Source organism: Pseudomonas laurylsulfativorans, from assembly GCF_002906155.1.
GTDB lineage: Bacteria > Pseudomonadota > Gammaproteobacteria > Pseudomonadales > Pseudomonadaceae > Aquipseudomonas > Aquipseudomonas laurylsulfativorans.
The window spans coordinates 1-13,688 of record NZ_MUJK01000009.1 but is presented as its reverse complement, the minus strand read 5'-3'; the positions used below and the strand labels follow the sequence as shown (position 1 = coordinate 13,688).

General features: G+C 60.8%; 7 protein-coding genes. 1 reads left to right on the top strand and 6 read right to left on the bottom strand.

The features are described 5' to 3' along the window. Positions 1 to 19 precede the first annotated feature (19 nt). The 6 genes from B0D71_RS23070 to B0D71_RS23045 form a co-directional block, all read right to left on the bottom strand. Complete coding sequence (locus tag B0D71_RS23070; protein WP_103396780.1) at positions 20 to 880, bottom strand: ABC transporter ATP-binding protein; 861 nt, start codon at positions 878 to 880, stop codon at positions 20 to 22. Between the two features lie 5 nt (positions 881 to 885). Continuing rightward, on the bottom strand, positions 886 to 1,911 hold the full coding sequence (locus B0D71_RS23065) for an ABC transporter substrate-binding protein (protein WP_103396779.1): 1,026 nt from the start codon (positions 1,909 to 1,911) through the stop codon (positions 886 to 888). 18 nt (positions 1,912 to 1,929) lie between these two features. Further along, positions 1,930 to 2,817, bottom strand: a complete 888-nt coding sequence (locus tag B0D71_RS23060) for a TauD/TfdA dioxygenase family protein (RefSeq protein ID WP_103396778.1) — start codon at positions 2,815 to 2,817, stop codon at positions 1,930 to 1,932. Positions 2,818 to 3,188: 371 nt separating this feature from the next. Next, entirely contained in the window at positions 3,189 to 4,553 is a 1,365-nt protein-coding gene (locus tag B0D71_RS23055; protein WP_103396777.1) for an HlyD family type I secretion periplasmic adaptor subunit, read from the bottom strand. Then, positions 4,543 to 6,699 carry a type I secretion system permease/ATPase gene (locus B0D71_RS23050; RefSeq protein WP_103396776.1) on the bottom strand — a complete coding sequence of 719 codons (2,157 nt, stop codon included), beginning with the start codon at positions 6,697 to 6,699 and terminating at the stop codon, positions 4,543 to 4,545. Before B0D71_RS23050 ends, B0D71_RS23055 begins: the two co-directional genes overlap by 11 nt. Positions 6,700 to 6,741: 42 nt before the next feature. Next, positions 6,742 to 8,094 (bottom strand): TolC family outer membrane protein, encoded by a 1,353-nt coding sequence (locus B0D71_RS23045; protein WP_103396775.1) that lies wholly within the window; start codon positions 8,092 to 8,094, stop codon positions 6,742 to 6,744. Between the two features lie 357 nt (positions 8,095 to 8,451). Between B0D71_RS23045 and B0D71_RS23040 the strand changes: the two genes are divergently transcribed. Beyond that, the coding region (locus tag B0D71_RS23040) for a retention module-containing protein (protein WP_133160953.1) at positions 8,452 to 13,688 on the top strand (5,237 nt) is incomplete at its 3' end.

The window sequence follows — 13,688 nt, the reverse complement described above, 5'->3', positions numbered from 1 at the left end:
GGCCCTCCTCTCAACTGGCTCAATAAGCAATGCGGATGTCGGCGAAACCCAGCTCATGCTCGGTTTGCGCTGATTGGCCTTCATCGAACAGCAACCGATGGATGCGCCGTGCCGATTCCTGAAACGCCACACCGCCAAGGCTGTGCAAATCGTATTGATGACTGTGGACTTCCGCCCGCACTCGCCCCGGATGCGGTGACAGCAACAGGATGCGGTTGCCCACCACCAGCGCCTCTTCGATGGAGTGCGTGACGAACAGCAGCGTGAAGCGCACCTCTTCCCAGAGCAGCAACAGTTCCTCCTGCATCTTGCGTCGGGTCAGCGCATCGAGGGCGGCGAAGGGTTCGTCCATCAGGAGGATTTTCGGCTGCATCGCCAACGCCCGCGCAATGGCAACCCGTGCCTTCATGCCACCGGACAGGGTATGCGGATAAGCATCGGCAAACGCCGCCAAACCCACCTTCTCCAGATAATGCAGCGCTCGCACTTCGGCGTCTTTGCGCTTGAGGGTTTTCGAGGCCAGCAGCGGAAACATCACGTTCTGTTTTACGGTTTTCCACGGCGGCAGTTGATCGAACTCCTGGAACACCACGATCCGGTCCGGCCCCGGCGCATCGACGCGCCGGCCTTGCAGACGGATCTCGCCTTCCACGGGCTGAATGAATCCGGCGACGGCCTTGAGCAATGTCGACTTGCCGCAACCGGACGGCCCGAGCAGGACAAAACGATCCGCCGGGTCGATCTCGAAACTGACTTGATGGGTCGCCCGCACCACACGCTGCGGCGTGCGGTATTCGAGACTGACGTTATCGACCGACAGCAGCGCCTGGGCTGCCGCGATCGGTTTGCTGACCGTGTGGCCTTGCAAAGGGGCATTCATTTCGGTCAGCTCCCTTGCAGTGGCTTGGCGTCCTGGAAGAAGTAGTCCTTCCACGAATCCGGTTTGTTCTTGATAGCGCCAACGCGGTAGAGGAACTCGGCCAACGGGTAAGTATTTTTCGGCGTGACGCTGAATTCGAACTGCGGGTTGTCGATGATTTTCAGCAACGCGGCGCGGTCGATTTTGGCCTTGGTGACGCGGATGTAGGTGTCGGCTGCCGCGCCTTTGTCGTTCTGCGCGAATTGCGCCGCTTCGGTCAAAGCGTCAATAAACGCTTTGTAGGTTTTCGGGTTCTCATTGCGGAATTTCTCGGTAGCAAACAGCACCGTCGGCGAGTTCGGCCCGAGCAGGTCATAGGTGTTCAGCACCACGTGCACGTTAGAGTTGGCCAGTTCCTGATCCTGGAACGGCGGGTTGGAGAAGTGCCCGCTCAGCTCGGTGCCGCCGGCCACCAGCGCCGCTGTCGCGTCGGGGTGCGGAACAGCGATGGTGTACTTGTCGAGGCGATTGAACTCCTTGTCGCCCCACTGCTTGGCGGCTGCATATTGCAGGAAGCGGGACTGCACCGAAACACCCACGGCCGGCACCGCGATGCGGTCCTTCTCGGTGAAATCGGCGATGCTCTTGACCTTGGGGTTATTGCTCACCAGGTAGTACGGGAAGTTGCCGAGGGAAGCCACGGCCTTGACGTTCTGCTTGCCGTGGGTACGGTCCCAGATGGTCAGCAACGGACCGACGCCGGCACCGGCAATATCGATGGACCCGGACAGCAGCGCATCGTTGACCGCCGCGCCGCCCGAGAGCTGGGTCCAGTCGACCTTGATGTCGATACCTTCCTGCTTGCCGTACTTCTCGATCAGGTTCTGATCGCGCACCACGTTAAGTAGCAAGTAAACGATGCCGAACTGTTCGGCGATGCGGATTTCACCTTCGGCGTGGGCCACGGTCGGCGCCACCAGGCTGCCGGCGATCAGGCTGAAACCCAGGCCAATGGCGGCGGCCAGGGGTGCAAAGGGCAGACGTTTGGACATGGTCAAATCTCCGACAAATCAGAAAGGCGCGTCGCCCTGGATGGTGGTGCGATACAGCTTGCGGCGCAGATGGCTGGGGCAGCCGGCGGCGAGGTGGATCAGCGAACGGTTGTCCCAGAACACCAGGTCATGGGGCTGCCATTGATGGCGGTAAATGTTTTGCGGCAACACGCTGTGGGCGTAGAGCTCGGTTAGCAGTTGTTGGCTCTCGTCTTCCGGCAGGCCAACGATGCGGGTGGTGAACCCTTCGCTGACGAACAGTGCCTTGCGACCGTTTTCCGGATGGGTGCGCACGACCGGGTGGACGACTTCGGCCACCTGGGCCAGTTGCTCCGGGGTCAGGGTCGGGCGCCAGCTGCCTTCGAATTTGGTTTCGCTGTAACGCGCCGTGTAGGAGTGCGCGGCCGAGCGGCCTTCCACCGCTTTGCGCAGCGCCTCGGGCAGGCTGTCCCAGGCTTTGTGCATGTCGGCAAACAGCGTGTCGCCGCCCTCCGATGGCAGCTCCTGGGCGTGCAGCATCGAGCCAAGGCTCGGCAGTTCCTTGTAGGAGAGGTCGGAGTGCCAAAACTTGCCGGCATCGCCCAGGCCAATGTTCTGGCCATTTTCGACGATGTTGGAAACGATGAGGATTTCCGGGTGGTTTGCCAGCAGGAACTGCTTGAGTACATGGATCTGCAACACGCCAAAACGACGGCTGAAGTCGATGTGCTGTTCGGGGGTGATGCGCTGGTCACGGAACACCACCACGTGATGGTCCAGGTGCGCGCGGTGAATGCGTGCGAAGTCCTGGTCATTGATCGGCCGGGACAGGTCGAGACCGATGATTTCGGCACCCACCGCGCCGCTGAACGGACGGACTTCAAAAAATTGTGGCGCGATGCTTGGCGAAGCTGAAGCTGCAGACATAAATCACTCCCACGCACGGCACGCTCAAAGGCGCGCGCGTCGATCAGAAACTCACGGAGATCCCGTGTTGGTTCGTGTCGTGCGGCGCGCCGATTGGTCGGCAGGTACGCAGGGGATTAACTTTATAGATATAAGAATTGAAATTTAAATACCGTTAATGAATAACGATATGGCGATTGGTGAAGAATGGATGGGGATGATGAGTGACGTTTTGTGTCACTTTCTGACGCTGGCGGGGTGTTTCCACTGACGCCATCGCGGGCAAGCCCGGCTCCCACAGGTTTTTATGTGAATCACATGATCGTGTTTCAACAAAGAACCTTGTAGGAGTCGGGCTTGCTCGCGATGAGGCCAGTGAATCCACTAAAGGTCTAGCGCTCGTGCAGCGCCTCGGCCCGCGCCTTGATGATCGGCTTGATCAGATAGCTGAGAATGGTCTTCTTACCGGTAATGATGTCCACCGAGGCCACCATCCCCGGAATGATCAGCAACGGCTTTTCATCAGTGCCCAAGTGGCTACGGTCGGTGCGCAGCTTGATGAGATAGTAGGTGGTTTTCTTGTCTTCGTCGGTAATGGTATCGGCACCGATCTGCTCCAGCTTGGCCTTCATCCCGCCGTAGATGGTGTAGTCATAGGCGGTAAATTTCACCGTCGCTTCCTGCCCCGGGTGCAGGAACGCGATGTCCTGCGGGCGGATCTTCGCCTCGACCAACAAGGTGTCGTCCAGCGGTACGATTTCCACCAGGTCGCTGCCCGGCTGGATAACGCCGCCGATGGTATTGACCAGCAACTTGTTGACGATACCGCGCACCGGCGAAGTGACCAGCGTACGGCTGACCCGGTCTTCCAGGGCCTTGCCGGTGGCCTGGGCCTTGTTCAGGTCGGTGCGTGCTTCATTGAGCTGGGTCAGGGCTTCGCTACGGAACTTGCCGCGAGTTTCGTCGATCTTGCGCTGCACTTCCTTGATTGCCGATTCGGCTCGCGGAATAGCCAGGGTGGTGGCGTCGAGCTGACCACGGGTCTCCGCTTCGGCACGCCTGAGGCGCAGGACTTCCACCGGCGATACCGCGCCCTGGGCCACCAACGGCTCGGACATGTTGATTTCCTGACGCTGGAAGCCCAGTTGCTGGCGATACTGCGCCTGCTTGGAGGTGAATTCGCGCAGCTCTTGCTGGCGCTGGATCAATTGCTCCTGCAAGCCGCCAATCTCGTCATGCAACTGCTGGCGGCGGCTGATATAGAGCGACTCTTCGCTCTTGGCCTGACCCGGTATGGCCTTGAGCACATCCTCGGGGAAGTTCAGCGGGCGATCATCGACTTCGGCGCTCAGGCGCTCGACGCGCAGCACCATCGACATCCGATCGGCCTCGGTTTCGCCGACGTTCGAAGCAAATCGCGTGTCGTCCAGGCGAAGCAGCGGTGCGCCGGCTTCGACGATCTGGCCTTCCTTGACGAACAGTTCTGAGACGATACCGCCCTCAAGGTTCTGGATTTTCTGGATCTTCGACGATGGAATCGCCTTGCCGTCGCCCTTGGTCACTTCGTCGATGACCGCGAAATTGGCCCAGAGCATCAGGAACACAAAGAACGCGATGATCGCCCAGATCGTCAGCCGCACCACCCGAGGCGCATCCTCGATCAGCGCCTTGTTGACCTCCGGCAGCGGCTGGCCCTGCAGTGAAGCAGAGCCTTTGAAGTAGCGAAGGATCGAACCCTTACCCGACTTAAGCAACACTGATCTGCCCCTTCTTCAACGCTTCCATCACCGCGGCTTTCGGGCCGTCGGCGAGTATCTGCCCGCGGTCGATCACGATCAGCCGTTCAACCAGCGACAACAGCGATGCCCGGTGCGTTACCAGCACCATTGTCTTGTTCTCGATCACGGCTGCCAGACGCTGCTTGAGACGCTCTTCGCCGGTGTTATCCATGGCACTGGTCGGCTCGTCGAGCAACAAGATCGGCGGGTTGAGCAATAGTGCACGGGCCAGGGCGACGTTTTGCCGTTGACCGCCGGAGAGGTTCTGCCCGCGTTCGCCCACTTGCAGCTCATAACCCTGTGGATGCAGGCGCGCATATTCGTGGACGCCGGCCAGCTCTGCCGCTTGCAGTACCAGCTCGTCTTCGACATACCGTGCGCCGGAAACCAGGTTGTCGCGCAAGGTGCCGGCGAGCAACTGAATGTCCTGGGGCACGTAGCCGATGTTGTAGCGCAGTTCGCTGACGTCGATCTGGCGGATATCCACACCATCGACCAACAGCGCGCCTTCATCCGGCTGATACAGCCCCACCAGCAATTTTGCCAGCGAACTCTTGCCCGAGCCGCTTCGGCCAATGATCCCGACTTTTTCGCCGGGACGAATCGACAGGCTGATGTTCTTCAGCGCCGGGTTCTGCTGTTGCGGGTAGGTGAAGTTGAGCTGGCGGCACTCAATGGCGCCTTGCAGCACCTTGCGGCTGAGTGGACGCTCCTCGAAATTGCGCTCCTGGGGCAGCTCCATCATCTGGTCGACCGAGGTCATGGTCACCCGCGCCTGCTGATAGCGGGTCAACAAACCGGACAAGGACGCCAGTGGACTGAGCGCACGACCACTGAGCATGTAGCAAGCAACCAGGCCACCCATGCTCAGGTGACCGTCGATGATCTGGTACACGCCGAAGACGATCATGATCACCCCGGCCAGTTGCTGGATCAGCAAGGTGATGTTCATCGCCAGGCCGGAAAGCATTTTCACCCGCAACTCAAGGCGGCTGAGGGTGCCGATGGTCTGTTCCCACTGATACTGGCGTTCGCTTTCGGCGTTGTTGACCTTCACCGCATCCAGCCCGGCCAAGGTTTCGATCAGGCTCGACTGACGCTCGGCCCCCAGCGCCATGGTTCGCTCCATGGTCGCTACCAGGGGTTTCTGCAAGGCATAGCCAATGGCCAGTGCGATCGGGAACGCCAGCACCGGTATCCACACCAGATGCCCGCCGAGGATCGCAATGACGAGGAAAATCAGGAGGGTGAACGGCAGGTCGATCAGGCTGGTGAGGGTCAGCGAGGCGAGGAAATCGCGCAGGCTCTGGAACTCATGGATGTTCTGGGCAAAGCTGCCGACCCGCGCCGGCCGGTATTTCATGGCCATGCCGACGATACGCTCGAACAGCGTGGCCGAGATGATCAGGTCGGTTTTCTTGCCGGCCAGGTCCAGGCACAGACTGCGCAGGCTTTTCAGGATCAGGTCGAAGAGGTAGGCGCCAGAGATGCCGAGAGCCAGCACCCACAGCGTCGCTTCGGCCTGGTTGGGTACGACGCGGTCGTAGACGTTCATCACGAACAACGGCGCGGCCATGGCAATGATGTTGATCAGGAAACTGGCGGCGATGGCGTCGGCGTACAACCAGCGCGAACGCTTGAGGGTGTCGCGGAACCACGAGCGCGCACGCGGAATCAGCGTGCCGTGATTGACGTCGAATTTGTGCTGGGGCTGGGCGAAAAAGACCTTGCCGGTGTAGTCGTCGGCCAACAGTTCACGGCTGACCAGGGACTCACCACCATCGCTTTCGCTGAGCAGCACCCGCACCTGATCTTCGCCTTGCCAGCCGAGCAGGACGGCACTGCGACCGTCCTTGAGCAGCAACAATGCCGGCATGGCAATCGCCGGAATGTCCTGCAGCTTGCGTTGCAGCACCCGACCTTGCAGCCCCGCGCGAGCTGCCGCGCGAGGCAGCAAGTCGACACTCAAGCGTTGCTCGGGCAACGGCAGGCCGGTGGTGAGCATTGCCGCGCTGGCAGGCTTCTGGTGCAGCATGCAAAGAGCGAGCAGACCATCCAATAGCGGATCGTCGTGCAACGCGCGCGGATCATGAATGAGTTGAACCCGACTGACTTCTGATTCCACGCTCGGCACTCTTGGCTAACAATTGAACAATGAAGGTCCTGCTCAATTCATACCGGGCAATTGGACCTTGGGCTTCACGTCGTTCTGCACAACGGATGCCAATGGTGCGACCACTCCCTGGCTCTTGAGCAACTCGCCCATGGTCGCCTTGATTCGGTACTGAGTAAATAACTGAATGTTCTTGATCTCCGCCAGACGGCGAGAAGAGCTAAACAGTTCGTTCTCACTGTCGAGCAAATCCAGCAGGGTACGCTCGCCAAGGCTGAACTGGCGCTGGTAGGCGGTACGCACGGCGGTGCTGTGATCGACGTATTGCTGGGCGATCGGCACCTGCGCGTTGGCATTGTTCAGGGCGTTCCAGGCCAGGCCCAGTTCTTCATTCAATTGGCGCAAGGCGTTGTTGCGGATGTCCAGTGCCTGGTTCGACAGGTAGGACTTGGATTCCAGATCAGCCTTGTTGCTGCCGCCGGAATACAGGTTGAAGCGCATGCGCAGCATGGCTTGCCATTCGTTGTTGTGGCCGTTCTGGCCATCAATGTCGTTGTCCGCGGTGCGACCCAACTCAGCATCGAAGCGAGGGTAGAAAGTCGACTTGGCCGTGTCGTATTGCTTCTCGGCAGCGGCGATATCGGATTCGGCCGAGCGCAGGATCGGGCTGTTTTCCAGCATCTGCGCGCGGGCTTCATTCAGATTGGCCGGCATCAGCGCCAGGAAACTTGCCGGGCGCTCCAGTTGATCCGGCATTTGGCCGACAGCGGAGAGGTAGTTGGTTTCGGCGTCAGCCAGGTTGGTCTGCTCGGTGATCAGGTTATTGCGCGCCTGGGCCATCCGCGCCTCCGCCTGATCGAGGTCGGCGCCGCTGCCGACGCCGCGCTGGGTGCGCAGCTGGATCTGGTCGTAAATGCGTTGGTGACTTTTGAGGTTGTCCTCGGCCAGACGCACGAATTCGCGACGGGTCAGCACATCGAGATAAACCTGGGCCACGGTCAACCCGGTACGCTCGGAAGTACCCAGCAGCGAATAGGCGCGGGAGTTGACGGTGGCTTGTTGACGCCCTACTTCGCTGGACGTCGCAAAACCGTCAAAGACCATTTGGGTCAGGCGCAAACTCGACTCGCTGCGATTCAGGGTTTCCCAGTGATTGTTACTGCCGTCACCGCGCGTGGTCACGCTATCGGTGCCTTCGCGACCATAACCGCCCAGCAGGTCGACCCGTGGCAGGTATCCACCTTTCGCCGCCTTCAACTGATAATCAGCAGCCAACCGACTGTTGACGCCTGCCTGGACCGCCGGATGGACATCCAGCGCTTGTTGCATGGCTTCTGGTAAGGATTGCGCCTGGACGAAAGACGCGGCGAGGGCGAAAGGTATAGCCATGAACAAAGGCGAACGCATTGTAGGAATTTCCCAGGACTTCTTGTCTTGAATCACGGCAGAGAAACGCGCCGTGTCGGAAGATGGCAAGCCGAATGACCGTATGTCGGAAAGTTCAAAAAGCGGAACTGGATCACATACCGAGGACAGGTCACAGCTCAAATATCAATGTGACATTACTGGGGCGATTGTTTAGGATGACCCTAAGAAGGTCAATAGTTTGGCATAAAGTTAATAGCGAAAAAATATAGCCAAAAAACTGACGAATTGATGCGTCAAACTTGTGCATCTATCTTGCAATGTACGTCCAGACTGGTCGGCGCAAACGCCATCAGGTACATGGAAGCCAACTGAACGTGACACCCCGGAGAGTCTTCAATGAGCAGTGTTGTTGCCATCGTCAAAAGCATTGTCGGTCAAGTTTTCGTGGTGTCCCCAGAGGGCGTCCGCCGTGTTCTCGTTGAAGGCGACAAGCTGTTCGCCGGTGATCAGATCGACACCGGCCTTTCCGGTGCCGTGTCCCTGGAACTGGCCGATGGCCGCACCCTCGATCTGGGCCGTGACACCCAGTGGAGCGCCGACGCTCCGGACTCCGGCACTGACCTGGCAGCCGCCACCGCGCAAGCCGCGCCTTCGGTAGAAGAGCTGCAACAGGCCATTGCTGCCGGTGTCGACCCAACAAAAGACCTTGAAGCCACCGCCGCCGGCCCGACTGCCGCAAGTTCTGGTGGTGCCGCCGGTGGTGGTCACAGCTTCGTCATGCTCGACGCCACGGCTGGCCGCGTCGACCCGACCATCGGCTTCCCAACCACCGGTCCTGACGCCACGGCTACCCCTACTACGCTCGATACCGGCAACCAGACCATCACGACCACTGCGCCCATCACGTCCGTCAACGCTCCGAGCGTACTGACCGCGGATACTGGCACCCTGGCCGAAGACAGCGTCGCAACAGGCAATGTACTGACCAACGATAGCGATGCCGCGACGCCGCTCAGCGTCACCGGCTTCACCATCGCTGGTGTGACCGGCAGTTTCACCGCAGGCCAGACAGCGACCATCGTCGGCGTCGGTACGTTGACCATCGGCGCCAATGGCGACTACACCTTTACTCCGGACGCCAACTACAACGGTGCTGTACCGCAAGTTACGTACACCACCAACACCGGCTCCAGCAGCACACTGGATCTCACCGTGACGCCGGTCGATGATCCGAGCGTTTTGACTGCCGACACCCAAATCACTGCTGAAGACACCGCTGCGACCGGCAACGTGCTGAGCAACGACAGCGACATCGACAACGTGCTGAGCGTGGTTACATTCACCATTGACGGCGTCAATGGCACCTTCACAGCCGGCCAGACCGCGACCATCGCCAATGTCGGTACCCTGGTGATCGCAGCGAACGGGGCTTACACATTTACCCCGGCCGAGAACTACAACGGCACAGTGCCGACGGTGAGCTACACCGTGACCGACGGCTCCACCTCGACGCTGAACATCAGCGTTACGCCAGTCGATGACAGCTTCACCGATGCCAGTGAAAGCGTGACTACCAACGAAGACACCGCCGTGACCGGCAGTGTGTTGACTGGCACCTCGAGTGTTGATGGTCCGGTCAGCGTGGTTAACTTCAGCATCGACGGTGTTGCTGGCACTTTCACCGCCGGCCAGACCGCGACCATTGCCAACGTCGGTACTTTGGTGATCGGCGCCAATGGCGCCTACACCTTCACCCCTGCCGCCAACTACAACGGCGCGGTGCCAACCGTCACCTACACCGTCACCGACGGTTCCGGCACAGACGACACCTCGACCCTGAACATCAGCGTTACCCCGGTCGACGACAGCTTCACCGACGCCAACGAAAGCGTGACCACCGCCGAAGACACCGCCGTGACCGGCAGCGTCCTCACCGGCACCTCGAGCATCGACGGCCCGGTCAGCGTGGTCAACTTCACCATCGGTGAAACCACTTACGTCGCAGGCAGCACGGCGACCATCGCCAATGTCGGCACTCTGGTGATCGCGGCGAACGGGGCTTACACCTTCACGCCGGCCGCCAACTACAACGGCAGCGTGCCGACTGTTACCTACACCGTCACCGACGGTTCCGGTACAGACGACACCTCGACCCTGAACATCAGCGTTACGCCGGTCGACGACAGCTTCACCGACATCAGCGAAAGCGTGACCACCAACGAAGACACCGCCATCACCGGCAGCGTCCTCACCGGTACCTCGAGCGTCGATGGCCCGGTCAGCGTGGTGAACTTCAGCATCGACGGTGTTGCTGGCACTTTCAATGCCGGCCAGACTGCGACTATCGCTAACGTCGGCACCCTGGTCATCGCAGCGAATGGGGCTTACACCTTCACCCCGGCCGCCAACTACAACGGCACGGTGCCGACTGTTAGCTACACCGTCACCGACGGTTCCGGTACAGACGACACCTCGACCCTGAACATCAGCGTCACCCCGGTTGACGACGGCTTCACCGACATCAGCGAAAACGTGACCACCACCGAAGACACCGCCGTCACCGGCAGCGTCCTCACCGGTACCTCGAGCGTCGATGGCCCGGTCAGCGTGGTGAACTTCAGCATCGACGGTGTTGCTGGCACTTTCACCGCCGGCCAGACCGCGACCATCGCCAACGTCGGCATCCTGGTGATCGGCGCCAATGGCGCCTATACCTTCACCCCGGCCGCCAACTACAACGGCACGGTGCCGACCGTCACCTACACCGTCACCGACGGTTCCGGTACAGACGACACTTCGACGCTGAACATCAGCGTTACGCCGGTCGATGACAGCTTCATCGACGCCAACGAAACGGTCTCGACCCTGGAAGACACCGCCGTCACCGGCAGTGTGTTGACCGGTACCTCGAGCGTCGATGGCCCGGTCAGCGTGGTGAATTTCACCATCGACGGTGTTGCTGGCACTTTCACCGCCGGCCAGACCGCGACCATCGCTAACGTCGGCACCCTGGTCATCGGCGCGAACGGCGCCTACACCTTCACCCCGGCCGCCAACTACAACGGCACGGTGCCAACCGTCACCTACACCGTCACCGATGGTTCCGGCACAGACGACACCTCGACCCTGAACATCAGCGTCACCCCGGTCGACGACAGCTTCACCGACATCAGCGAAAGCGTGACTACCGCTGAAGATACCGCCGTGACCGGCAGTGTGTTGACGGGTACCTCGAGCGTCGATGGCCCGGTCAGCGTGGTTAACTTCAGCATCGACGGTGTTGCTGGCACTTTCACCGCCGGCCAGACCGCAACCATCGCTAACGTCGGCACCCTGGTGATCGGCGCGAACGGCGCCTACACCTTCGCGCCTGCCGCCAACTACAACGGCAGCGTGCCGACCGTTACCTACACCGTCACCGACGGTTCCGGTACAGACGACACCTCGACCCTGAACATCAGCGTCACCCCGGTCGACGACAGCTTCACCGATGCCAACGAAAGCGTGACCACCGCTGAAGACACCGCCGTCACCGGTAGTGTGTTGACTGGCACCTCGAGCGTCGACGGTCCGGTCAGCGTGGTTAACTTCACCATCGGTGAAACCACTTACGTCGCGGGCAGCACGGCGACCATCGCTAACGTCGGTACTCTGGTGATCGGCGCCAATGGCGCCTATACCTTCACCCCGGCCGCCAATTACAACGGCACCGTGCCGACCGTCACCTACACCGTCACCGACGGTTCCGGTACAGACGACACCTCGACCCTGAACATCAGCGTTACGCCGGTCGATGACAGCTTCACCGATGCCAACGAAAACGTGACCACCGCTGAAGACACCGCCGTCACCGGCAGTGTGTTGACCGGCACCTCGAGCGTTGACGGTCCAGTCAGCGTGGTGAACTTCACCATCGGTGAAACCACCTACGTCGCTGGCAGCACGGCGACCATCGCTAACGTCGGCACCCTGGTGATCGGTGCCAACGGCGCTTACACCTTCACCCCGGCCGCCAACTACAACGGCAGCGTGCCAACCGTCACCTACACCGTCACCGACGGCTCCGGTACAGACGACACCTCGACCCTGAACATCAGCGTCACGCCAGTCAACGACAACTTCACCGACGCCAACGAAACGGTCTCGACCCTGGAAGACACCGCCGTCACCGGCAGTGTGTTGACCGGCACCTCGAGCGTTGACGGTCCAGTCAGCGTGGTGAACTTCACCATCGGTGAAACCACCTACGTCGCTGGCAGCACGGCGACCATCGCTAACGTCGGCACCCTGGTGATCGCCGCGAATGGGGCCTACACCTTCACCCCGGCCGCCAACTACAACGGCGCGGTGCCAACCGTCACCTACACCGTCACCGACGGTTCCGGTACAGACGACACTTCGACCCTGAACATCAGCGTTACGCCGGTCGATGACAGCTTCACCGATGCCAACGAAACGGTCTCGACCCTGGAAGATACCGCCGTCACCGGCAGCGTCCTCACTGGCACGAGCAGCGTCGATGGGCCAGTCAGCGTGGTTAACTTCACCATCGGTGAAACCACTTACGTCGCGGGCAGCACGGCGACCATCGCTAACGTCGGTACTCTGGTGATCGGCGCCAATGGCGCCTATACCTTCACGCCGGCCGCCAATTACAACGGCACGGTGCCGACCGTTACCTACACCGTCACCGACGGTTCGGGCACAGACGACACTTCGACCCTGAACATCAGCGTCACGCCAGTCGATGACAGCTTCACCGACGCCAACGAAAGCGTGACCACCAACGAAGACACCGCCCTCACCGGCAGTGTCCTCAGCGGCACCTCGAGCGTTGACGGCCCGGTCAGCGTGGTGAGCTTCAGCATCGACGGTGTTGCTGGCACTTTCACCGCCGGCCAGACCGCGACCATCGCCAACGTCGGCACCCTGGTGATCGCGGCGAACGGGGCTTACACCTTCACCCCGGCCGCCAACTACAACGGCACGGTGCCGACTGTTAGCTACACCGTCACCGACGGTTCCGGTACAGACGACACCTCGACCCTGAACATCAGCGTCACCCCGGTTGACGACGGCTTCACCGACATCAGCGAAAGCGTGACCACCAACGAAGACACCGCCGTGACCGGCAGCGTCCTCACCGGTACCTCGAGCGTCGATGGCCCGGTCAGCGTGGTGAACTTCAGCATCGGCGAAACCACCTACGCCGCCGGCCAGACCGCCACCATCGCCAACGTCGGCACCCTGGTGATCGGCGCGAACGGCGCCTACACCTTCACCCCGGCCGCCAATTACAACGGCACGGTGCCGACCGTTACCTACACCGTCACCGACGGTTCGGGTACAGACGACACTTCGACCCTGAACATCAGCGTCACGCCGGTCGACGACAGCTTCACCGATGCCAACGAAAGCGTGACCACCGCCGAAGACACCGCCGTCACCGGCAGCGTCCTCACCGGCACCTCAAGCGTCGACGGCCCGGTCAGCGTGGTCAACTTCACCATCGGCGAAACCACCTACGCCGCCGGCCAGACCGCCACCATCGCCAACGTCGGCACCCTGGTCATCGGCGCGAACGGCGCCTATACCTTCACGCCTGCCGCCAATTACAACGGCACCGTGCCGAC